The sequence below is a fragment of the Sorangiineae bacterium MSr12523 genome (assembly GCA_037157775.1).
Classification (GTDB): Bacteria; Myxococcota_A; Polyangia; order Polyangiales; family Polyangiaceae; genus Pendulispora; species Pendulispora brunnea.
The window spans coordinates 12,464,106-12,486,350 of record CP089982.1; the positions used below are offsets into that span (position 1 = coordinate 12,464,106).

A 22,245-nucleotide genomic window follows, 5' to 3' on the forward strand; every position below is an offset into this window, starting at 1 on the left:
AACCTATTTCGCTTTTGCGCTTCCGCCCGCGTTGGCCCCGTCGTTCCGCTTCCCGAGGCTCAAGTCGGCGACGCCATCTTGGAAGCGTATACGTGAGACCATCAGCTTTTCCTGCAGGGCGACGACCTCGATGGTGCTCTTCGACATGTGGTCGCTCACGTCTTGCAGCTTGTTCTGAAGGTTCTGCATGAGCGGCCCCGCCGTTTTTACCGCGCGGAGCGTGACCACCTGGGCGTGGAGCTCGTCCATTCGACTGCGGTATTCCTGCATTTGGTCGCGCACGGTGGCGATGCGCTGTTCGATGTTTCCGATTTCCTGTTGCAGATTCAGTAGGGTGGTGACCTCCGACTTCAGCGGGCTTTCCTGTGCGGACGTCGACAAGTAGGTACGGACGAGGGCCATTCCGTCCGGTGACCGAAGATCGACTGTTTTGAATTGCGGTGCCTGTTCCTCGACCACGATATCCTTTTTGGCGCCCGCATCGAGGATGACGCGAAAGAGGTTTGCGCCTCCAATTCGCTCGACGGATGGCGCCGACCTCGGTGAAAGTTTGTGGCCTTCGGGCGAGGTGTGGCGGACGTACACCGTGACGCGCTCGCGAAGGCGGTTGTGGAGCGTCCAGGTCGAGCGCTTCGTGTGCTGCACCTCCGCCGAGAAGACACCGTGCTGTACGCTCAAAACGCGCGCGATTTCGTCGCGGTCCTCGTTTTTCGCCTCGACGACAATCTGCCGATCGAGCGCGAAAGGCACGAACGCCGTCGATTTGGCCGGAATGGGCTCGGCGATGCCCTCGCCGATGAAGCGCCCTTCGCCGAAGACGCTGACCGGCCCGCTCTCCAGCGCCGAATCCGTTGGGTTCTTGATGCGAACCGATTTGAAGGCGAACGATCCATTGCCGCGCGCACTTTCCGGATCATAGAGGTAGACGACCTCGCCCTCGGCCTTCGCGTTGAGAATGGACACCATCGCGCTGCTGCCGCGCGGAATGCTCATGGTCACACCGGACTCGAAATGCGATGTCCCAATGGGATCGGCCGCGGCAGCCGCGGCGGCACTCGGAGACGCACGGCTCTTCGACGACTCGAGCACGCGAACTCCGCCCGTGGTTCCTTCGACTTCCCCTTTTCCGACGGCGGTTAGCCGATTGGGGTCGGCGCCTTGACGTATGAGCTGTTCGCGAACTTGGTTGGCGCGATCCAACGCGGCGCGGTTTCGGTCGGTATCTTTGGGATCGGCGAATCCTTCAATCACGAATGCATTCGTGCTGCCCGGCTGCTTGATTCGCCGCAGCAGCGCGTCGAATGGATTCGGCGGCGGGGCCTGCGGTGGGGGTGGCGGCGGGCTCGCCGTCCTCTCCTCGGTCTTTCGCGGTGGACGCGCCTCGCTTGGAGCGTTGGGATTTCCGGGCATACCCGATGACGAGGGCTTTCTCGCGCCTTCACCACTTAAGACTTCATCCACGGATTCGAAGCTCCGCTGGGCTCGACCGTGCACCGCCACGTCGACGGTGGGGGTGGGGGCGGCGTTCGCAGGGCGGTTGGAGGCAATGGCCTCGTCGTTCAGAACGGCGACGTTCTTCTGACCTTCGGGGGCGGGCGTACCCCCGTAGACCGAGGCGCCCGAGGGAGGCGCGGCCGCGAAGAGCGCATCCGACTGGAGCGTCTCGCGCTCGACGAGACGGAGGGAGCGCAAATCGAAGCGAAACGACATGGCCGAACTGGAGCCCACGCCAAGCTTCACATGGTGCCAATCTTCCCCGGACGTGTTGTCCACGATGGCCCACGCTTGGAGCTCCACCTGGCCTTTTTGACCCAGGAGGACGCGGTAACTCGGCTTCCACGCGGGGGCCTCCGTCACGTACGACAGACGCACCTGGTGTGGTCTCGATCCGGGAAGGCCAATCTTCATGTCGATGAGGCCTGTCCCATCGGTGGACCCGCCCGTCGGATAGGCTACGGGCGCCGGTTGTCCGGTTTTCGCATCCACGACGGTGAGCGACTTGAGAAAGTCGTCCACTTTGTCCGCCGGGACCGAGAGACGGAGGGTGTCGTCGTCGACCTTCGCGTAGCGCTCGAAATAGGCCACCCCATTTCGATAAACGACGACCCGTCCCAGGGTTGTATCGCTGTGGACATAACTGGACCCTCCGCCGCAACCGACCAACAGCGCGATGAGGGAAAATGGCGCCAAATGCCTCATTTGCGAGCTCCTCGGTTCATCCTTCGATGACGCATGGACGAGCCCGCACGGGGCCTATTCTGCAACGATCCAACATTCCGTTTCTTCGAAGGAAGAAGCTGAATTGGCGCGCGTACGAGAATACGAGCAGGATCTTGGGCGCCTGCGTACGACCCCGGCGTGAGCGCGGCGAACGACGTGGAGCGTGTCGAGGCAGCCGGCGGGCGCGCTGCCGGGCGCGGGCGGAGCGTTCCCGGCGCAGGCCGCCTCGGCCCAAGGTCGAGTTGGCCTTCCCGAGGTGCGTCATCGGCCGTGTTTCTCCGCGAAAGATCGGGGTTGGGGCCAAGGTGTGCATTTCGGTCAGGAATTCTTGAACGAAGGACTCCCGCCCGGGCACTTGATTCCCCGAAAAGGCCGTTCGAGCCGTTCGTGAAGCAGTTCGGGTTCCGCATGCCGCAACCACGTGTTGGGGCAGGCGTTTGCGCTTCGAAATAATTGCCAATGCTAAAAACTACTTTTGCCGTCCTGGCGGTGTTCGCCGTGGTTTGTCAAACGAAGACCGCGAGCGCCCAAGCGGCCGACTCGATATTTTCCGTAAGCTACGAAGGATCCGCGTTCGGGCTGGAGAAGCCCGAGTCGCGCGACACGAAGGACTCGCTCGGGATTCAAACCTTGCGTTTCCGCGCCGGAAAACCCATCCCGCTTGGCCCGCGGACGATGTTCATTCCCGGCATCGCGTACGACATGATCGATATTCCGAAGAGCACGAGCAAAGAACTGCCGTACGGAAGGTTGCATGCGCCGGCGGTGAGCTTGGGCATCATGCAGATGCTCGGCAGTCGCGTGATGGTCGGAGCGATGGTCAACGTGGGCCTCGCCTCGGATTTCGAAGAGCGCGTTTCGATGGATGATCTATCGCTGAGCGCCTCGGTCGTGGGCATGTACAGATTCAGCGATTCCTTTCAGCTCGGTGTCGGCGTTTCGTACTTTCACCAGCTCCGCAGGGTTCTTCCGGCACCGGCCATCGCCATGAATTGGGAGATCAGCGATCGCTTTCGCATCCGTGGCGCGCTGCCCTCGCAACTCAACGTGGAATACCGCGCGGCGCCCTGGTTGTCGCTGGGCATTCGGGGGGCGCTGGATGCCAATGCCTTTCACTTGAGCAGTCGCAAATACGGCGAAGACAATATGCAACTCTCGTATATGACCGTCAACGTGGGGCCCAAGGCGACGCTGAACTTTTCGGACAACACGCACCTCGATCTCTATGCATCGGCCACCGTGCTGCGCCGCTACGAATACTTCGTCGACGGTGATTCGAAACGCGATGGGCTCCTGCCGGCGGTCATGACCTTCGGCGCCCGACTCTGGTTCGGATCGGCCGGCTGGCGCAGCGATCCTTGGGCTCCCGTTACCAAGTGAGTAGAAGTTCAGGGAATCGGCGCTCCGCCGTCGCGTGAGAGGTTTGCGCCCGGGGCGCTCGCCTTCTCCATGCGCGCCAACTCCTCAGGGGACATTGGACCCGCCGCACCGTGACCTTGCGCCGCCTTCGTCCAATTGCCCTCTCTCGATTTCATCGGCATGACACGCGATTGGTCGCCGACGCGATCCGACATTTGGCGAGACTGCTTCGTCTGGCCGCCGCCCAGGCAGCCAAAGAAGAGCGCTGCCATCATCAGTGCGAACACGAAGATCCTCATGGTTGCATCCCCGGATACAGCGCCGGTGCCTGGTACCCCTCGGGGTCCGAAATGCGAGGCAGGAAGCGGGCATTGATAGGATTACCGTGACACGTCGCGCAGCCGTGCTCCTGACCATCGCGGCGGCGCAATTGATCGACGTACTCGGTCTGCATGTACTTCGCGAGGGCGAGCTTGTCGCCCGCGTTGCGATGCAGGAATATCGTGCTCTGGTGATGACACGAATCGCAGTAGAGCGAGCCGCCGTCGACGAGTTGCATCTGCCCCACGAAGGCGTCCCACATGAAGGCCGCCACCGCTTTGCGGGCGGTCGCGGCCGCGTAATCGCTTTGGATATGGCACCAGCTGCACCGCACCCCGAGCGACCGCGTGAACGTATTCATGACCCCCAGAAGGACGCGAGGATCCTTGATCTCATTGAGCGGACCGAGCGTCTCCGGGTGGATCCCCTGCGCGGCGAGTTCATCGTACAGGTGACTCCGAGAGACGGGTGCCGCGTAGCCGAGCGGTCCCTCGTTCTTTCCCCCGGCTTGCTCGCGCGCCACAATGAGCGAGGCGGGCCCGCTGTTCGTCGTCGGTGTTTCGGCGGCCAGGCGCTCGCCCTTGAAACACGCCACCGCGGCGGCGCATACCAGCGTGGAAAGCAGGAGGGGAAAACGTCGGTCACTCACGGCTGTACCCCACGCGCATGACTTCGCCCGTCTCATCGGACGTGATGTAGAGCGTACCGTCGAGCCCTTGGGCAATGCCGACGGGACGTTGTTTCCATTCTCCTTCGACGAGCTTTCCGTCTTGGCCGCGTTCACCAATGACGATTTCCACGCCCGTGACGCGATCGCCATCGGTGCGCACGTCGAGAATCGTGCGCCCGCGTTGCTTGCCATGGCGGTTCCACGAGCCATGCGACGTGACGAAGAAGGTATTCTTGTATTTGGCGGGATAAAGATTGCCGGTGTACTCGACGGCGCCGAGCGGCGCCGTGTGAGCGGAGAGCGCGCCCGCGGCGGGGTGGACGTTCGCGGGATTCGAACACCAAGCATCGTCGCGGCCCTGATTCGTATCGGGATCGGCCCATTGCGAGGTGGCATCATGCCGAGGACCCCATGGTACGGGGCCGAGGAGCCAACAGTTCGGGAATCCGTAAAACGTGCCCGGTCGATCCGACAGCCGGAAGATCCAATCTCCGGGGTGGTCCAAATAGAATGACGCGTCCGTGCCGGAAGGACGCAGGAAATCGCGACCGTTCACGAATGCCCACAGGCTGCCGTCGTGCGCCCAAGCGAGGGCCTCGGCATTTCGGATCCCGACGGCAAAGCGCTCGCCCGTTTGGTAACGAAGTCCTCCCGCAGGGATCGCGTCGGGGATTTTGTAACGCAGAATGGCTGCGCCCAGGCCGGGCGTGAGGTTGTCGTCGGACCCGACGGCAAGATAGAGTCTGCCCTCGCGGTCGAACGTGATGGTGCGATACGGATGCGAGACGGTCAGCGGGATGTCCGGAATGACGATTTCACTCGATCCCTCGCTCTTCCGTAAACCGGAATGGTACGCGATGCGACGAACTGCGCGCGAATCGGCGATGTACAGCCAGCGCCCGTCGGGCGATAGCGCGACCCCCTGATGGTTGACGTCGGGGCCGCCGAGGGTGGCGCGCTCGTGTTCGTCGGATTCGCCATCACCGTCCGCATCCCACAGGACGACGACCCCGTTCCGCGTTGCAACGAGCAGGTCGCCATTCGGCGCAACGACGAGGTGGCGCGGCCGTACCAGATCCGTCGCGAATGCCGTGACGCAAAAGCCTTGCTGCGTCCATGCATCGATGGAGCTGCCGCGACACGTCGGATGCCCGCTGCGCCGCGCACTGGCGTGCAGCAGTTCCGTACGTGGATGCTCGACGCCACGCACCGACTCGCCACTCGGGCAAGCGGTGAGCATCGTCAGCGCAATCAATCCCATGAGTATCGGCACCCGCATGGCCTACGGTGCAAATACCCACTACCGGCAAAGATGCAATCGATCCCAGCGACGGTGGTGGCACAAGCGAATAGGTACGAAGCGTCGGATTAAGATGCGTATTTGGAGGCTGTGTCGTTGTTTCGTTTCGCGCGACGAATTTCGCGGTTAGGGATCACCTGGACGCTCCAGCGGGCCGTGCCTATTTCGTGGTGCATTTTGCCCCGTTATTGCGACTTGACGACGGTGATGTTGTACACGCCTTTGCCCGTGGCAATCGTCTCCTGGGGTGAGGATGGGTGAAACAATCGCATGTCCGTCACCCCCACGCGATTGCCCTGGCGGACCACCGTGGCCTCGCAGGCGACGAGCTCCGGCTTCCCCGGGCGGAGGTAGTCGACGCGCAAGTCGATGGTCGAGAGACGGCTGCGCGCGTCACGCAACTCGGACCAGACGGCCATGCCGCCGGTGGTGTCGGCGAGCGTGCTCAAAAGGCCACCGTGGAGCGCGCGACGGAGCGGATCGCCGATGAAGTCCTCGCGGAAGGGCAACTCGATCCGAACGAAGGAAGGCCGAATTTCTGCGCATCGCATTCCCAGGAATCGATGGAAGGGAATCATGTTCTCGATCAAATCGCGCAAGGCGTTGGCGTCCATGTTTCATGCCATACCGCGGCCTGCATCGCGCGTGGTCAAAAAGCGCCGCATCAGCCTCCCGATTCCAGAGCCGTCGCACGCTTTCACGCATGCTGGCGTCGCAGCGCCATTGTCGCAAATCTCGTTTATTGGAATGAGGTCGCGCCGGGCGGTCACTTCACGGGTTGGAAACGACGCTTCGCGTTCGGGGCGAGTGCAATCCGACCGCACGGCCTTTCGACATGCCGCACGAATCGAGCGGGCTCCGGTGTGACGAGGGTGGGGCATGAGGCGACTCCTCGTTCATCGACATCTTGTCGAATGGGACGCCCTTTCCCCAATATTGGCATTCATGATCAATATCGAACGACGGCGGGGAGTCGCGCGCAAACCATTGGGGGCGGGGTTCTTTTCTTTCGGCTCATGGACCGTCATGTTCGCCATGTCCGCGGGGACGATTGGCTGTGCGTCGCACGCGGAGGCGGCACCCGTCGCGCACGCCACCTCGGCGGCAGGGCCGCGTGCGGCGCCGAATGCGCGTTCCGTTCCGCCGGCCGCGCCCATCGATCCTTCGAGCATGCCGAAACAAAAGCCCATCGTTTTGCGTGCCGCGCGCCTTTTCGACGGCAAAGGGAACGACGTGCTCGAGGCGCAAGGTGGACGCGTCTCGGTCTTGGTGGAAAACGGCCTCATCACGCAGCTGGGTAAATCGATAACCGCCCCCGCCGATGCGGAGGTGATCGATTTGGGCGACAGCACGCTGTTGCCGGGGTTCATCGATGCACACACCCATCTCGCCGTGGAATTGGGAGATGACTATTACCGCTACAACCAGGAGCGGCTCCTCCGCTCGCCCGCCGAGAATGCTCTTCTCGCGGTGGGCTTTGCAAAAAAGACGCTCGACGCCGGCTTTACCACCGTGCGCGACGTGGGCTCGTATCATTACATCGATGTAGGGCTCCGCAATGCCATCAAGGCCGGCGTGATTCAAGGACCCCGCATGCTCGTGGCCGTCCACGCCCTTGGAGCAACGGGCGGTCACGCCGACGAGGACCCGTATCCACCCGAGCTGATCAAGGAGCCCGGCCCCGCCGACGGCATCTGCAACGGCGCGGACGCGTGCCGGATGGCGGTGCGCGAGCAAGTGAAATATGGGGCCGACGTCATCAAGGTGATGTCCTCGGGCGGTGTCCTGTCCCTCGCCGACGCCGTGGATGCGCCGCAGCTCACACCCGACGAATTGAAGGCCATCGTCGACGAAGCGCACCGGCTCGGAAAAAGGGTGGCGACGCATTGCCACGGCGATACGGCTGCCAAGGCAGCCATCGCGGCCGGGGTGGATTCGGTCGAGCACGGGTCCTTCCTGAAGCCGGACACGCTGGCCATGATGAAGGCGAATGGCACGGTGCTGATTCCGACGTTCATGGCCGCAGACTGGTTGTCGAAAAGGATCGACAAGATGCCACCCCCCATCCAGGAAAAGGAACGTGCCGCGGACGCTGCGCACGCGCAGATGTTCAAGGACGCCCTGCGCGCCGGCGTGACGATCGGGTTCGGCACCGACGCGGGCGTATTCCCGCACGGTGACAATGCCCACGAGTTCGCCCTGATGACCAAAGCGGGAATGTCCCCCGCCGCCGCGTTGCGCGCGGCCACTTCCACGAATGCGGCCTTGCTGGGCCTTTCCGCGCAAACGGGAACGCTGGAAAAAGGCAAGCTGGCCGATGTCGTGGCCGTACCCGGCAATCCGCTCAAAGACATTACCCAGACCGAACACGTGACCTTCGTGATGCGCGCGGGCCGCATCTCCAAGCGCCCCGCAGGCGAGGGCCGCGCAGGCTCCGCGCCATGAATTGACGCGCAACGACGAGAACCACGTACGGCCGCGCCCGTCTCAGGGCCGCTTTCACCTGGACACGAGCAGGCCTTTTCGCCAAGCTCCCGCGCCATGAGCAAGCCTGTCGTGTTGATTACTGGTGTGAACGGTGAAATCGGACGGTCCCTGTTGAAGCGATTGACGCAACAAGATCGTTACAGGGTGGTGTCGTTGGACCTCTCGCCCCTACCGGAATCGTACCGCGAGCTCACCCACGAAGCCTATTCCGGCAACATCATGGATAGGTACTTGCTCGATCAAATTGCCGCCCACCACGAAATCAAGGTGGTGTTCCACCTCGCGGCCTTGCTCTCCACCCGAGGCGAGCGCGATCCGGAGCTTGCGCACCAGGTGAACGTCGAAGGTACCCTCAACCTTCTTCGTATGAGCCAAAACCAGTCAAGCCGATTGGGCGAATCCGTGCGCTTCCTTTTCCCGAGCTCCATTGCCGTCTACGGCATTCCGGATCTCGACACCAAGAAGAACGTGGGCCGCATCTCCGAAGAGAATTGGAATTTGCCCATCACGATGTATGGGTGCAACAAGCTGTATTGCGAGCACTTGGGCCGCTATTTCACCAACTATTCGCGCCAATTGGGTGCTCTCGCTTCGGCGACCCGTATGGACTTCCGCGCCATCCGCTTCCCGGGCTTGATCTCCGCCGAGACGATCCCCACCGGTGGTACGAGCGACTTCGGCCCCGAGATGATCCACGCCGCGGCACAGGGCCAACCGTACAAGTGCTTCGTGGGGCCGGATGCGCGGATCCCCTTCATGACCATGCCCGATGCGACGGACGCGCTCATTCAATTGCTGGAGGCCGATCGCGATCAACTCTCGCAAGCCGTGTACAACGTGTCCGGCTTCAGTGCCTCCGCAGAAGAAATCGCGGGGATGGTCAGAAAGCATTTCCCCAACGCCGATCTCTCCTACGAGCTCGATCCGGTCCGCTCGAAAATCGTCGATTCGTGGCCCGAGGACGTGGACGATTCGCTCGCCCGCAACGATTGGGGCTTTAGTCCGAAATACGACTTCCAACGCTCCTTCGATCAGTATCTGATCCCGACGATCCGTTCGCTCTACAGTAAACGCCAATTGGCCTAGCTCGTCTCATTCCTAAATGGGCGAGCACAATTCTCGACCATGAAGAAGGAACCGCCAAGAACGCCAAAAGAGAGGCGCCAGGATCGCCAGCGGAAACGGCAATAAACCCAAAGAAGGGTTGATTGTTGGTTCCTCTGGCGATCCTGGCGCCTCTGTTTTGGCGTCCTGGCGGTTCTTCTTCCTTTTGCGACGACGGTGACACTGTTGAGGATGGTGTGAAGTCGCCGCTGCTCGACGTGGGGATTTACTCGGCGCACTCGAAGCTAAGGATGCAGTGGCCCACCGGGTTCGAGCCGACGCCCGCCTGCGGATCGGGTACGCATTTCAGGTTGGTGGGGTGTTTCTCGGGTTCGCCGGAAGCGATGGCGCAACCTGCCTTTTGCGCGTCGCACGCATGGGGACCGCATCCGGGATCGAATTGCGCACAATCACCAATGAGCATGCACGCTCCTGCAGGGCTCGAGCCCGTGCCCGCGTGGGGATCGGGCACGCACTGCTCGTTGAATACCGTTTGGCCCTGCATGCACCCGACGGCCTGATTGGCGCATTTGTTCGGCGTGCAGCTTCCGCCGGCGTCCCCGGACGTGAGTTCCCCCGTGCCTTTTCCGAGCGAGACATCTTCGCCGCCGCATGCGACCACCGCGAACGAGACACCTACGATACTTGCCACCACGATGCGTTTCCAAGTCGAAGTCATGGATCGAACCTCCGGACGACGTTCATCGTCATCCATGTACTGTGAGTGCCCTTGCCGCGCGCGTTCGTCATGAAATCGTCTAACGTGAATACGGTGAACACGCCGCGCGAATGCGCAGCAGCAGGGGCGATTCGGGACGCCGCCGCGTGAATCCGTCCACGAGGACCTGTGACTCGGCTTTGCGCGCCGGCTCCGCGCAGGCGGCGAGAATGCGCATTCCTTCTCCTTCTTCCGCCAGCGGCCCGTCGTCGCGAACGCGTTCGGCTTCCTCGCGCGCCCGCGTCGGATCCCCCGCGGTGAGCGCGCGCTGGGCCTCGCGCAAATGGGCGACATCGTTCATGAGGCTCACCCTGGCGACAGCTGGACGTGGCAACGGGGCTTGGATAGGCGCAACGTCGGGAGCAGTCGTTGGCGGCGCGGGCGGGGCGGCGTGGTGCACAGCAGGAGCATCGACGCGCGGGCGCGGCGCAGGGGCCATCACGTGGATCTCCGGTGGCGCAGTACTCTCTGGAACGGCAACACGCGGCATCGGGCGAGCCGGTGGCGTCGATGCCGCAACCAACGCGTGCGCGGTGGTGGGCGCATGCAGTGTGCTCATCTCGGTCGCGTGTGGTCGAATCATGTAGCCCCCGACGGCCGCACTGCCGCCGCCCAAAAGGGCCAACATGGCAAATGCCTTGAATGCCAGCGACGACGACCACCCCGCTGCTTTCGTGGCCACCGGCGCGGCCGCCGTCTTTCCCAGCATGGCCGCCGCGGCCCCCAGGACCATGCCGGTGCCAATCTTCTCGGCCAAACGCGCGCGGGTTCGCTCGAGCTGCGCATCGTCGGGCAGGCCGTCGTCCTTGGCCAGATCGAGCAGCGCACGTGATTCCTCGCTCAGATCGCGGATGATCATCGGACTCTCCACGTGTCGCGCGCCCGTTCTCGGACCAGCGCTTGATCGAATTTCTGGCGTGCGGCGCGCAGCCGCGAAGCGACGGTGTTGGACGAGATACCCAGAATTTTCCCAATCTCCGCCAACGTGATCTCCTCGAGCTCGGCCAGAACGAAGACCTCTCGAAGGTCGCTCGATAGATTGTCGAGCACCCGCAAAAGCAAAAGCGCGGCCTGCGCCTTCTCCAAAATCGCATCCGGCGCATGCGCCGGATCGGCCGGGAAGGTACACAGCTGCTCCGCGGATTCCTGCGCATTGTGCGACTTCCGCGCACGCGCACGTCGGTGGTGGCGCACCACGTTGACGGCGATCCCATAGATCCATGTGCGTGCGGAAGAGCGCCATTCGAAGTCGTGCAGGCCGCGGTGCACCACCAGAAAGATCTCTTGGACGACGTCTTCCACCGCCATCGGTTCCACGCCCAGTCGAACCACGGCGCGCCATACGAACTTCGCGTGCGCACTGTACAAAGTATCGAAGTCCGTCGGCATCGCGACCGTGGGCGCCTCTTGCGCGCGATGGTCGGGCGCGAGGCAGGTACCAGCGAGCGAAGAGACGGCCATGGACTAGGTGAGTGCCCGCGGCGGCGAAGTTCGTTAAGGAAAATGCATCTCGGCACCCAATGTGACGCGTCCACCGAGGGCCGGAGGGCGGTAAACCTCGCCCACCCGCTCGATGAGATAACGGTCGCGCGACGACGGAATGATGCTGTCGAGCTGCATCCTCAAGGCGAAGCGCCCGAGTTGCCATACGGCAAGGCCGCCCGCTTTGCCGGCGAGCCACAGACTTGCGCTTTCCGATGACGTCCGCACCGCCGATCCGCTTCCCGATGCGTGCAGCCGTCCCACTTCGGCCCCGAGGCACGGCCCCAGGGAAACTGCGCCCAAAACGAAGGTGTAACAGCCGCCGACGGAACCTGCGACAAGGTCGAAATCGCCTCGAATGCCCAGATCTCCGCGCGCGACCTCCGTCGGCGGAAAATAGACGACCGCGAGCTCGACGCGCCATCGCGCGGGCAACCACGATATCGCCCCACCGACGCCGAGCGAAGCGTCCCCCGTGGCGCCCGTCGCCCCTGCGGCACCGAGGCTCAGCGCGAATTGTCGTTTGCTCGCCTCTCCGCCTCGTCGGGTCGAGGGCCCTTCATCCCGCGGCTTCTCGCTGGCAGGAGCCGCGGGCGGAGGCGCGAGCTCGTGCCGCTGCCCACCGCTCACCTCGAGCGCCAGCACGGTCGCCACCGCCGAGCCAAGCTCTCCGCAGGTTCCCGCACGCAGCGTGCGATGGTGCGGAGGCCCGCCCATTTCCGTGGTGAGGTCGACGATCCATTCGTCGCCTTCATGCACCACGACCGCCCGTGCACGCGCTCGCCGCTCGGCAGGTGCCTGCCCCATGGCCTCCGCGATTTCGGCTTTCACGTCGCGTTGGGCTGGACAATCGGGTGGAGCTTCCCAAACCAGGTCGATAGCGTCATCGGATGTAGCGGCATACGCCGACGGCGAGGCCGTCGAAACCGCCCCCGCCGCAAAGACCCATGCTGTTGCCGATAAAGCACGGTTCACGAAGTAGGCACTAACAGACGCGAAACCCTCTGTCGAGTGCTGCGGTACTTCGCACTCCGCACCGTGTTCATTCCAATCTTGGGCAGTCATGATGAATGGTAGTGCGCACTCGTGTCATCCATCGGTGGCCATCCTCGTTCGTCGCTATTGCGATGAGGACTCATACCGAATTACGACGCCATTCGCGTCAGCCTTTCGGCCGGTCACCATTCGCTCCTCGGCGCCTCGCAAGGTCCGCGGCACACGTGGCCCGACCCCGTCCGCACGCTACGCAAGGATTTCGCCCACCGTGCACGCGTTGCTCACGAGGCTCCTTTGATTGGATTGCGGGTCGTTTTTTGGTGAGCGGAGGCCGCCTTGACGGGCCGATCGTCTTGCGCGCCACGACTTGTACGTAGACGCTCGCTCCCGAATGCAGTACTGCAATCGCTGATGCCTACCGCCGGCCTGCGCGCTGCCATTCATGACCTCGTCGAAGACCTTACCGACCACGTGCTGGAGGCCGTACGTCGTGCTTCGACCGCGCATGTGAAAAAGACTGGGCCCCTGAAAAAGACTGGGCACTTGCAAAAGAACAGTGCCGCCAAGCCCCGTCGCGGCGCTCCGCGGGCGCGTCCAGTAGCACCCCGCGCGCACAAACGTGAGGTGCGCAGCGCAGTGGCCGATGACGCCGACGTCAAGTTCGATGCGATGCTCGATCTTTTGAAGCAAGCTCCCAAGGGGGTGCGTTCCGAGGCGCTCCGGGAGGCCTTGAGTGTCGAGAAGATCCCGTTTCGCGCGCTCGTAAAAGCGGGCTTCGATACCGGCTTGATCTACAGCACCGGCGAGAGGCGCTCGACCACCTTCTTCGCGACATGAAGCTCGTCGAGTATTCACGTTAATCGCTATTCATCGGCCCGACGGTGGGGCATGGCTGGGAGCGCTGAGAGCACCAACTGAACGTGCGACGAGGCGTCGTCGCAGCGCTGCCATCCACTCGTGAGGGAAAATTCGAACGAAACTCAAGTTTGCGCTCTTCGAGCTCGAGCACGCGTTCTTGTCGACGATATCGTACGATGAACGGTGCAGGTGGGTGAATCGATGAGGCCTACGGGGGAGGCCCGAATGAACCGTGCGCAGACTGAGATGTCGTTGGAGATGAGGCCTATGAGGGCCGAAAGGCCCGAATGAACGAGCGCGCGACAGACCTCAAGGACACGCTGCCCGCGGGCATCGAGAGTGTCACCCGCGCCCGTGGGGCGGCGACCCCTATGTTTCTCAAAGAAGGGGAAGTCGTCGAGGAGCGATATCGCATCGAAGGGCTCCTAGGCACCGGCGGCACCGCCCGAGTCTGGCTGGCGCACGACGCGGTGGAGGGGCGCCAGATCGCCTTCAAGGAAATCGAAGTGGTCCCCGGCTCCCGCCCGGACGACCTCGAAGAGAGCGCACTCATGTTTCGTCGCGAATTCTTCGCGATGAGACGACTTCAGCATCCCTTCACGCTGAAGGTCTATGACTGCGGCATCCTCCCTTCCGGCAACCGCTACATCACCATGGAGCGTGTCGACGGCGTCGACGTCCATGCGGCGGTAAGTGAACGCCCTCTCGATTCCGCCGAGGCGTTCAACCTGCTGATGCGCCTCGCGCAGACCCTCGCCTTCATCCACGCGCGCCTTTTCGTGCACTGCGACATCAAGGCCGACAACGTTCGCATGCTCTCGAACGGCAATGTCAAATTGATGGACTTCGGCCTAATGCACCAACTCGGAACCCCAACCCGGGGACGCCTCTGGGGAACGGCCGCGTACATTGCGCCCGAATGGCTCTCCGGCGGCGCCATCGATGGGAGGGCCGATCTCTACTCGCTCGGGGTATTGGGCTTCTTTGCGGTGACGGGCCAGCATCCGTTTCATGGCGCCACCATTCAACAGCTTCTGCGCGCGCATCGCGAGGAGCGGCCGCCCGCCCCTTCGTCGCTCGTCCCGTCCATCCACCCGGAGCTCGAGGCCGTTCTTCTGCGCCTTCTGGCCAAGGACCCCGTCGATCGCTTTCCGACCGCCAATGCCCTGATGGCCGCCCTGTCGCAGGCGAGCGAAAGCATTCCATCCGAGGAGCCGCTCGCCGCGCGTGCCAGCTACCTTCATGTGCCCACCGTCGTCGGACGGAAACGCGAGACAGCGCGGCTCGAAGAGGTCCTTGCCGAAGCCGAACGAGGTGCCGCCCGTGCCCTGTTCATCGCGGCCCCCGCCGGAACTGGCAAATCGCGATTGCTCTCGGAATTGGAACTTCACGCCAAGCTCTCCGACGTCCCATTTGCATTTGGGCAGTGCCATGCCCAAGGTCTTGCCCCGCTCGCCCCGTTGAAGCGCGCGCTGCGCGTTCTTTTGCCGGTTACCCCGCCGGAAATGATCGAGCGCATTCGAACGCCGTTGGCGACATTGTTGCCCCCGGAATATGCGCAGCCCCAAGGGCCCGCGCGGGCACCCTCCGAGGAGAAGCTCATCGTCTTCGAGGCGCTTTCGCAGTGGCTCGTTGCGCTGGCCCAGGTGCACCGATTCGTCATTTGCTTGGAAGATCTGCACTGGGCAGACGACGCGACCATCGAGCACCTCAACGTTATCATTCGTGCGCTCCACGGCACCCACGGGCTGGTGTGTGGGACCTTCCGATCCGACGAATTGCCCGAGCTCTCGCCGCTGTATCACACGGTTTTTGCCGGCGCGGCGACCATCATGAAGCTTCGCCCCTTGTCGCCATCGCATTTGCGCGAGCTGGTGGCGTTGGCCCTGCCGGGCTTCGAGGTGCCGAAAGCCTTCGTCGCGAATTTGCATACGGCAACCCAGGGGAACGTGTTTTTTGCCACCGAGTGCTTGCGCGGATTGGTCGAGCAGGGGGCACTGCAACGGGTTGCCGGCCGCTGGTTCGCCGATGGCGATCTCGCGCAGGTTGCTCTGCCGGGAAGCATCGGAGAAGCGATCCGGCTTCGCCTTTCCACGCTGACCGCGGAGTCCCTCGATTTTCTCCGGCGCATCGCACCGGCCGGCCTGGTGCTCGATATGACCCTTTTGCGTGCGGCGGCCGAGCTCGACGACGAAAAGCTGTTTGCGGCACTGGACGGTGTCGTCGAACGTCAATTCCTGCAGTATTCGGGCGGGCATTACCACTTTACGCACGACACCGTCCGCAGGACGATTTACGACGAAACCCCCGAGCTGGATCGGCGCTACTACCACGGCCGGATCGCCGAGCATATCGAGCGCACGGTGGGTGATACCCCCGAGGGAGCGCGTGCTGCCGGCTACCATTTCGCCCGCTCCCACGAGCCCGCGCGCGCCATTGCTCCGCTCCTCCTCGCCTCGAGACATCTTCTCGCCCACAGCGCGATGCAGGAGGGATATCGCATCCTCAAAGAGGCCGAGGCCCTGCTCGAAAAACATCTCAACTACCCCGATCGGACCGAGCTGCAGGTGACGGCGTGGGGAAAGCTCATCGAGGTCGGCTACAGCAGCGACACGTCAGCCTGTTATCTCTTTGCGGAAAAGCTATTCTCGTATTGGGAGACCACCGTCGATCTGGATGCCGGGCGAAAAATCGTGGAAGCGAAGGCCCGAACGGCACCCGACGAATTGTATCGGGAGATCCCCGTTCACGCGGACATGAGCGCGGACGATGCTTTTCTCAAGCGGTCCGAATATCGAATTTTGCAAAATTTCGGATTTGCCATCATGGGCCGTCCCGCGGACGTTCGGCAGGTGCTGGAAAAGGCCGATGCCGACAGCGACGAAGGCTCGCCGTTCCGTGCTGCAGCCTACCTCGCCAAGGGGGCATTGATCGTTCACACGGGGCATTTCGCAGGTGTCGTAGCCGAGTTGCAAGAGCATCTGGCTACGCTCCGCGCGTTCCATGCCACGAAAAGGAATGGACCGGCGCGGCTATCGTGGGCCCTGGCCGTGGGGACGTATTTTCTGAATATCAACTTGGCGGCAATGGGAAAAGAGCTCGACCAGCGCGCCAGCGAAGACGGGATGTCCATTGCCTCCGAATTCGGTTTCGTCGAGCTTCGCATCTACCATCTTCTTTCGCGGCTCGCGCGCGGGTCATTCACGGGGGATGCGAGGCAGTTCGTGCCGCACTACGAGGAAATGAACGGCTGGATGCGACGGCTGGGCAATCCGTCTCTTCCCGAGCGAAATCTCGTGCTCTCGACCCCGCCCTATTACCTGGAACGGGGTGAGGTCGAACCCGCGAGTGCCATGATCCGACGCGGCACGCACCTCAGCGAGAACGTGATGCCTGGCGATATCTGGCTTCGGCTCTACGTGAGCGTCTACCGCGGCTGCCTCTTGGTGCTCAGCAAGAAATACGATCTTGCTTACGAGGCACTCACCAAAGCGATTGCCGCGGCGCACGAGCGCGACTTTCGCATGGAAACGCTCGCCTGGGTCTATTTGTCCCGATTGCACGCGCTGCGGCGTGATCCCGAGGCTGCGCGCGAGGCGGCCGAGCAGGCCCTCGCGCGGGCGGCCGATCCTCTTCGCGCCAATCCGTTCGACGAGATTCTGGCCCGACGAGTGCTCGCCGCGGCGCTCCCCGGCGCGGAGGGGGAGCGGGAGCTCGATCGAGCCCGCCAGGTGGCGAACGACTCGGGCAACGTGCTCCAACATGGCATTACGTTGTTGGCCCTTGCCGAACGGCGCGCGTCGTCCCACCCCGGAGGGGCACGCGCCCTTCTCGTCCTCGCACAAAAGCACCTGACCGCCGCGTCGGCCCATGTCTGGCTCGAACGGGCCACGCACCTTCTCGACCGCTGGCGTTGAACGCATGGCCGCCTTCGTCCAGCGGCGGCCGGAAAAGATAATCATGCTGGCCTCGTTCGATTGGCGGTCGCGAATCATTTGACACGGAAAGAAGATATGCTCGACCTGTACGCGTGAGTTTCCGACGGGCTCTTTCGATCGTGGTCGCATTGGGAAGCGCGGCGTGCAGTGCCATCCTCGGGGACGTGCCCGAAGGTCGTGCGTTCGGCGACGACGCGTCGGTCGGAAATCCCGCGTCACAGCCTGCCGTCGAGATCTGCCATATCGAGAACGGCGTCGTTCTCGACATGGCGGTGGATGGCACGAGCATTTTCTGGCTTCAGGGCCCTTCCTCGGGCGACCAAGGATTTGCGGTGAAGGCATGCCCGAAGAACGGTGGGGACGCGCGGTTGATCGCCACCGTGCCCGTCCGCCCCGAAGTGCTCACGCTTTCGGAGAAGTACGCCTTCTGGAGCATCAACCAAGATGCCCAGCACTCCGGCGGGGTCTGGCGTGCCGACAAGCAGGGAGGACCGTCGCCGACATCGCCGTTCACCAAACGCGAATACGCAGGACCTATTGCGGTTGCGAACGGCATCCTCATCACGGGCACGCACAGGGGGAGCATTTTCTACGACTCGCCGGAAGACGGCGAGTCCGCCGATAATTACAGCAGTGGGAATGTCGTGAGCATGGGCACGTCCAACTCCGATCTGTATTGGACATTGGAGGAGGAGCGGGCGATCTTCACGATTCCCACCGCAAGGGGCACTTGGATCGCAGGCAGATTCGCCGATGGCTTTCCCTCGCCACCTTCGTTCCTTTCATTCGACAACGGTGTCGTATACTGGGCCGTCGTCACGAACACGCGCGCAACCATCTCTTCCAAATGCGCCAGCGGGTGCGCGGCAAAGGAGATTGTTACGCTGCCCGCGGGTTTCGTGTCACTCGCAGTGCGCAACGGCAAAGTCCATTGGGCAGCGAATGAACAGGGGGTGGCCGTTTTGCGACAATGCACCGACCTCGCCGCCCGCTGCGACCCAAACCAGCAGCCCTCATGGAGCCGCGCAGGCGACACGATCTCCCGCATCGCCCTCGACGATGCCGACGTCTATTTCGCATCCAAACGCGGCAACGACACGTACATTTTCAAGCAGTCGCACTAGTTCAGCGAGCGCGATCTTCGAATAGCGTCACGAAAAGAAGAAGAAATCGCCAGTGCGCCAGGAAAGCCTGGCCGAAGGGAAAGGAGCAAGCCGGAAACTTCGGAAAGCGACCCACGGGTGAAAGTCCCGACACCTAAAGATGGAGACCATCGGGGTGAAGCGAGTCTTGCGTCGGAACCGCGAGGTGTACGGCGAAGCGTAGACAGCGGGTACGCGGGCCGCGGAGAACCAGCCCCGAAAATCTCATGTCGTGGGAGCCGACGCCTTTGGCGGGGTGGAAGGCAGCATCAACATGGCGAAAACGCAGGGCAATGCCCGGGGTCTCGAAGCCATGTTGGTCCCACCGGGGTGCAAGACCGCAGCACGTGCACAAGGGACGCCCAGGAACCTAGGGAGATCTCGTTGCCTCCAGCGGGAGCTGGAAGGTGAAGAGCGAGGGGAGACCGAAGCGCGATCGGGGTGACGAGAAGTCGGAGCATCGCAATAGGAGGCATGGACGCGGGGGAACAGAGGCCGTAAGGACCCCGCCGAGCAAAGAGCGATGCCGTGAGTTGGAACTGCAAGAGGGAACGATGGGAGAGACGAAGGGCTCACAAACCATCTCAATGCGACTCGAGCGGATAGCGGAACTGGTGAGGAAATTTCCGGAATCACCGCTGACGACGCTCGCCCATCACATCGACGTGGAGTGGCTGAACGAGGCGTATCGCCGGACACGCAAGGATGGCGCGACGGGCATCGATGGCGTAAGCGCAGAGCAGTACGAGGAGAAGCTGCAGGAAAACCTGCAAAATCTGCTCGAAGGCGTGAAGTCAGGCATGTACCGGGCGCCGTCCGTGAGGCGGGTACACATCCCGAAGGGAGATGGGTCGCAGACACGACCGATCGGAATTCCAACCTTCGAGGACAAGGTCCTGCAACGGGCGATTATGATGGTGCTCGAACCAGTGTACGAAAAGATGTTTCACGACTTTTCGTACGGTTTTCGACCCGGACGATCGGCTCACCAGGCGTGCGACGCGGTTTGGTCGGGCACGATGCGAATGAAGGGAGGGTGGGTGCTGGAGGCCGATATCGAAGGCTTCTTCAACACCATCGATCACGGAAAGCTACGGGAAATTCTAAGCCAACGGATACGTGATGGCGTGATTCTGCGCCTGATCGGCAAGTGGCTGAACGCGGGAGTACTGGAAGGAATGAAGCTCTCGCGACCCGAAACAGGGACCCCGCAGGGGGGAGTGATCTCCCCACTGCTGGCGAACATCTACCTGCACGAAGTGCTAGACGAATGGTTCGTGCGAGAAGTCCAGCCACGACTCGCAAGTCGAGCGATGCTGGTGCGCTATGCCGACGATTTCGTCATCGTCTTCGAGCAGAAAGAGGACGCCGAGCGGGTACTTGACGTACTTCCGAAACGATTCGAGAAGTACGGACTGACGTTGCATCCTGAGAAAACGCGGCTGGTACGCTTCACGCGTCCAAGCGACGAAGAAGGGAGCGACGATGGTCCGGGCACCTTCGATCTGCTGGGCTTCACGCACTACTGGGGCTTGTCGCGCAAGGGCAAGTGGGTGGTGAAGAGGCGCACGGCGAAGGACCGATTCACACGAGCCGTGCGTCGGATCAGCGAGTGGTGCCGCAGGCACATGCACAAGCCGGTCACGACGCAGCGCCAGGCGCTTTGCAAGAAGCTCTGCGGCCACTACGCCTACTACGGAGTGACGTCAAACTTCAAAGCGGTCGCTCGCTTCAAGTTCGTCGTACAGATCATATGGCGCCGTTGGCTGTCGAGACGCTCGCAAAAGGGCCACGTGACGTGGAACAGAATGAACGAGCTACTGAAGCGCTTTCCGCTTCCGTCGCCCCGGATCGTCCACGGCTACCTCACGTAGCGAATCCAACTCACGAAGAGCCGGATGCGGGAGACCCGCAAGTCCGGATCTGTGGGGGCCCCCGGGAGACCGGGGGCTACCCGACGGACGCCAAAAGAGAGGCGCCAGGATCGCCAGGTGAACCAACAATGAACTCTCATTTTGGGGGTTTATTGTTGGTTCAGGTCCGGCGGGCAAGCAGGCGCTTCACCTCGGCGCGGAGTTTTGCGCCGAGGTCGGGTTGCACCATGGCGACGTAGGCGGCAAATCCGAGGAGATATGCCTTGGGCTCTTCGTGCCGCGTGGCTTCTTTCGTGACACCGAAACGCTGACAATGGTGCAAAACGGCACGGAAGCGACGTCGCGCTTCACGCGGCACCGCGAGAGCGTCGTTGGTGACGAGGCCTGTCACTCGGACCCGTCCGCCGGGGCGAAGCACGCGCCGCTTCTTCAAATTCTCGACGAACCCCTCCTGGCCGATGATCTGATTGACCCACCAGAGGAAGTGACCGAGTCCCTGGCTTGGCTCTTCTCCGAATGAAAATGTGAGATCGTCGGCGTAGCGCGTGTACGTTGCGCCGGCCTTGGTGGCGAGGGCCGTGAGGCGTGCGTCCATGCGACGGCACACGAGGTTCGACAGGGCGGGGGACGTCGGGGCTCCCTGCGGGAGTACACTCGGCCACGCCACGCGTCCGTCGGGGAGCTTCGGACGGTACGTGACGATCGCGGCGAGCGTTTTCGCAGCTTCTTTTCCGGCGCCATAATGCTCGAAAAGCCCCGTGAGGCGGCCGAAATGCACGGTCGGAAAGAAGTCGACGAGGTCCATCTTGACCACGATGCGCGCTCCGACGTGAGCTTGCGCGTTGGTGACGGTCGAGCGCCCGGGAACGAATCCGTGCGCTGCAGGATGAACCTCGAGTGAATCGAGGAGCTCACGAAGAACGACGCGCTGCAGACGCTTCAACGGGGCGCGCGGGGCATGGACGACACGGATCCCGCCCGTCGCCTTTGGGATCTCGAAGGCGACATACGGGCATCCAGGTCCTGCTCCGGGCCGCAAGAGCGGTGTGAGGATGGCTTCCGTCACGCCGAGCAGGCGCTGGACGTCCTCGCTCGTCACGAGCGCAGAGAGCGCGGGGGCCGGCCTCCGCTGGCGTCGCCATGCAGGATAAAGCCCAAAACGCCAACCCGTCGGGTTGAAGCCGCGATGCTTCGGCGGAAGCGCCGGCCGTCCTTTGAGGATAATGGTATTCCCGGTGAAGGGATCGATGCCCGGGCGGTCGCGCATCGCGGGGATGGGCTGGCGACCCGCCAAGCTCATATCGGGCAGCGCGACATCGTCGAGCCGCAGGGCCCGCGTCGCGTGGAATGCGGCGCGGCGTACGAGCTTCGCGCGGTCTTTGGTGGCATCGCGAAGAATGCGCGCGGCCGGCGAGCGGGCGAACGTCAGCTCGACCCAGCGAACGCCCATTCGGCGCACCTTCGGATCGGGGCTGGCGAGGAGGCTCTGCACGAACGACTCCGTGCGTTTCGCAATGAGGAATCGCGCCACTTCGTAATCGGCGAGCCCGCGACCCCGACCGAGAAGCCCGAGGATCGCGTCGCTGTTCCCGGCCGGATCGTCGAGCAGCGGAATCAATTTGGAAATCAGCGCCGCGACATCCATGGATAAGAATGGCTCTCCCGTGCTGCCCGATCTACTTGCTCAGCAGGAACGAGTGCGGGTGAAAAGCCGCCGTGCGGCCCGCACATCGATCTTGAGTCGAATGCCGGTGGCGTTCAGCCGCGACGGAACAT

The 22,245-nt window shown here is 62.8% G+C and carries 17 protein-coding genes; 7 read left to right on the forward strand and 10 right to left on the reverse strand.

Annotated features, from left to right (window positions below; genetic code table 11):
- Window positions 1–3: 3 nt before the first annotated feature.
- On the reverse strand, window positions 4–2,199 hold the full coding sequence (locus LZC95_49295) for a DUF4139 domain-containing protein (protein WXA94431.1): 2,196 nt from the start codon (window positions 2,197–2,199) through the stop codon (window positions 4–6).
- A 480-nt stretch (window positions 2,200–2,679) separates the two neighbouring features.
- Here LZC95_49295 and LZC95_49300 point away from each other — a divergent pair, with 480 nt between their 5' ends.
- A complete protein-coding gene (locus LZC95_49300) occupies window positions 2,680–3,600 on the forward strand; it encodes a DUF6268 family outer membrane beta-barrel protein (protein WXA94432.1) in 921 nt (306 codons plus the stop codon).
- Window positions 3,601–3,608: 8 nt separating this feature from the next.
- Here LZC95_49300 and LZC95_49305 read toward each other — a convergent pair whose 3' ends face one another.
- The 4 genes from LZC95_49305 to LZC95_49320 all read right to left on the reverse strand — a co-directional run bounded on the left by LZC95_49305 (window position 3,609) and on the right by LZC95_49320 (window position 6,484).
- On the reverse strand, window positions 3,609–3,878 hold the full coding sequence (locus LZC95_49305; GenBank protein ID WXA94433.1) for a hypothetical protein: 270 nt from the start codon (window positions 3,876–3,878) through the stop codon (window positions 3,609–3,611).
- Window positions 3,875–4,549 carry a hypothetical protein gene (locus LZC95_49310; protein WXA94434.1) on the reverse strand — a complete coding sequence of 225 codons (675 nt, stop codon included), beginning with the start codon at window positions 4,547–4,549 and terminating at the stop codon, window positions 3,875–3,877. Before LZC95_49310 ends, LZC95_49305 begins: the two co-directional genes overlap by 4 nt.
- On the reverse strand, window positions 4,542–5,849 hold the full coding sequence (locus LZC95_49315; protein ID WXA94435.1) for a hypothetical protein: 1,308 nt from the start codon (window positions 5,847–5,849) through the stop codon (window positions 4,542–4,544). The genes LZC95_49310 and LZC95_49315 overlap by 8 nt, the downstream gene beginning before the upstream one ends.
- Window positions 5,850–6,055: 206 nt before the next feature.
- Complete coding sequence (locus LZC95_49320) at window positions 6,056–6,484, reverse strand: hotdog fold thioesterase (GenBank protein ID WXA94436.1); 429 nt, start codon at window positions 6,482–6,484, stop codon at window positions 6,056–6,058.
- Between the two features lie 412 nt (window positions 6,485–6,896).
- Here LZC95_49320 and LZC95_49325 point away from each other — a divergent pair, with 412 nt between their 5' ends.
- Window positions 6,897–8,315 carry an amidohydrolase family protein gene (locus LZC95_49325; GenBank protein WXA94437.1) on the forward strand — a complete coding sequence of 473 codons (1,419 nt, stop codon included), beginning with the start codon at window positions 6,897–6,899 and terminating at the stop codon, window positions 8,313–8,315.
- A gap of 96 nt (window positions 8,316–8,411) precedes the next feature.
- A complete protein-coding gene (locus tag LZC95_49330; GenBank protein ID WXA94438.1) occupies window positions 8,412–9,443 on the forward strand; it encodes an NAD-dependent epimerase/dehydratase family protein in 1,032 nt (343 codons plus the stop codon).
- A gap of 244 nt (window positions 9,444–9,687) precedes the next feature.
- On the opposite strand, the gene LZC95_49335 is transcribed toward LZC95_49330, so the two are convergent.
- The 4 genes from LZC95_49335 to LZC95_49350 form a co-directional block, all read right to left on the reverse strand.
- The gene (locus LZC95_49335) at window positions 9,688–10,140 is read right to left on the reverse strand and encodes a hypothetical protein (GenBank protein WXA94439.1); all 453 of its coding nucleotides are present in this window, start codon (window positions 10,138–10,140) and stop codon (window positions 9,688–9,690) included.
- Window positions 10,141–10,219: 79 nt separating this feature from the next.
- The gene (locus tag LZC95_49340; GenBank protein ID WXA94440.1) at window positions 10,220–11,038 is read right to left on the reverse strand and encodes a hypothetical protein; all 819 of its coding nucleotides are present in this window, start codon (window positions 11,036–11,038) and stop codon (window positions 10,220–10,222) included.
- Window positions 11,035–11,640 carry a sigma-70 family RNA polymerase sigma factor gene (locus tag LZC95_49345; protein WXA94441.1) on the reverse strand — a complete coding sequence of 202 codons (606 nt, stop codon included), beginning with the start codon at window positions 11,638–11,640 and terminating at the stop codon, window positions 11,035–11,037. Before LZC95_49345 ends, LZC95_49340 begins: the two co-directional genes overlap by 4 nt.
- Before the next feature lie 33 nt (window positions 11,641–11,673).
- On the reverse strand, window positions 11,674–12,492 hold the full coding sequence (locus LZC95_49350; protein WXA94442.1) for a hypothetical protein: 819 nt from the start codon (window positions 12,490–12,492) through the stop codon (window positions 11,674–11,676).
- Between the two features lie 501 nt (window positions 12,493–12,993).
- Between LZC95_49350 and LZC95_49355 the strand changes: the two genes are divergently transcribed.
- The 4 genes from LZC95_49355 (at window position 12,994) to ltrA (ending at window position 20,469) form a co-directional block, all read left to right on the forward strand.
- Window positions 12,994–13,494, forward strand: a complete 501-nt coding sequence (locus tag LZC95_49355; GenBank protein ID WXA94443.1) for a hypothetical protein — start codon at window positions 12,994–12,996, stop codon at window positions 13,492–13,494.
- A 308-nt stretch (window positions 13,495–13,802) separates the two neighbouring features.
- Window positions 13,803–17,432 (forward strand): protein kinase, encoded by a 3,630-nt coding sequence (locus LZC95_49360; protein WXA94444.1) that lies wholly within the window; start codon window positions 13,803–13,805, stop codon window positions 17,430–17,432.
- A gap of 113 nt (window positions 17,433–17,545) precedes the next feature.
- Window positions 17,546–18,577, forward strand: coding sequence for a hypothetical protein (locus LZC95_49365; protein WXA94445.1), 1,032 nt, complete (start codon window positions 17,546–17,548; stop codon window positions 18,575–18,577).
- Between the two features lie 572 nt (window positions 18,578–19,149).
- Window positions 19,150–20,469 carry a group II intron reverse transcriptase/maturase gene (ltrA, locus tag LZC95_49370; protein WXA94446.1) on the forward strand — a complete coding sequence of 440 codons (1,320 nt, stop codon included), beginning with the start codon at window positions 19,150–19,152 and terminating at the stop codon, window positions 20,467–20,469.
- Window positions 20,470–20,629: 160 nt separating this feature from the next.
- On the opposite strand, the gene LZC95_49375 is transcribed toward ltrA, so the two are convergent.
- Entirely contained in the window at window positions 20,630–22,114 is a 1,485-nt protein-coding gene (locus LZC95_49375; GenBank protein WXA94447.1) for a hypothetical protein, read from the reverse strand.
- Window positions 22,115–22,245 lie beyond the last annotated feature (131 nt).

Bases quoted from the DNA above. Each gene is read 5' to 3' on its own strand.
- ltrA (WXA94446.1), top strand. From the start codon at position 19,150: ATGGGAGAGACGAAGGGCTCACAAACCATCTCAATGCGACTCGAGCGG.
- LZC95_49300 (WXA94432.1), top strand. From the start codon at position 2,680: ATGCTAAAAACTACTTTTGCCGTCCTGGCGGTGTTCGCCGTGGTTTGT.
- LZC95_49325 (WXA94437.1), top strand. From the start codon at position 6,897: ATGTTCGCCATGTCCGCGGGGACGATTGGCTGTGCGTCGCACGCGGAG.
- LZC95_49345 (WXA94441.1), bottom strand. From the start codon at position 11,640: ATGGCCGTCTCTTCGCTCGCTGGTACCTGCCTCGCGCCCGACCATCGC.
- LZC95_49340 (WXA94440.1), bottom strand. From the start codon at position 11,038: ATGATCATCCGCGATCTGAGCGAGGAATCACGTGCGCTGCTCGATCTG.
- LZC95_49315 (WXA94435.1), bottom strand. From the start codon at position 5,849: ATGCGGGTGCCGATACTCATGGGATTGATTGCGCTGACGATGCTCACC.
- LZC95_49295 (WXA94431.1), bottom strand. From the start codon at position 2,199: ATGAGGCATTTGGCGCCATTTTCCCTCATCGCGCTGTTGGTCGGTTGC.
- LZC95_49360 (WXA94444.1), top strand. From the start codon at position 13,803: ATGAACGAGCGCGCGACAGACCTCAAGGACACGCTGCCCGCGGGCATC.
- LZC95_49335 (WXA94439.1), bottom strand. From the start codon at position 10,140: ATGACTTCGACTTGGAAACGCATCGTGGTGGCAAGTATCGTAGGTGTC.
- LZC95_49320 (WXA94436.1), bottom strand. From the start codon at position 6,484: ATGGACGCCAACGCCTTGCGCGATTTGATCGAGAACATGATTCCCTTC.
- LZC95_49375 (WXA94447.1), bottom strand. From the start codon at position 22,114: ATGGATGTCGCGGCGCTGATTTCCAAATTGATTCCGCTGCTCGACGAT.
- LZC95_49305 (WXA94433.1), bottom strand. From the start codon at position 3,878: ATGAGGATCTTCGTGTTCGCACTGATGATGGCAGCGCTCTTCTTTGGC.
- LZC95_49330 (WXA94438.1), top strand. From the start codon at position 8,412: ATGAGCAAGCCTGTCGTGTTGATTACTGGTGTGAACGGTGAAATCGGA.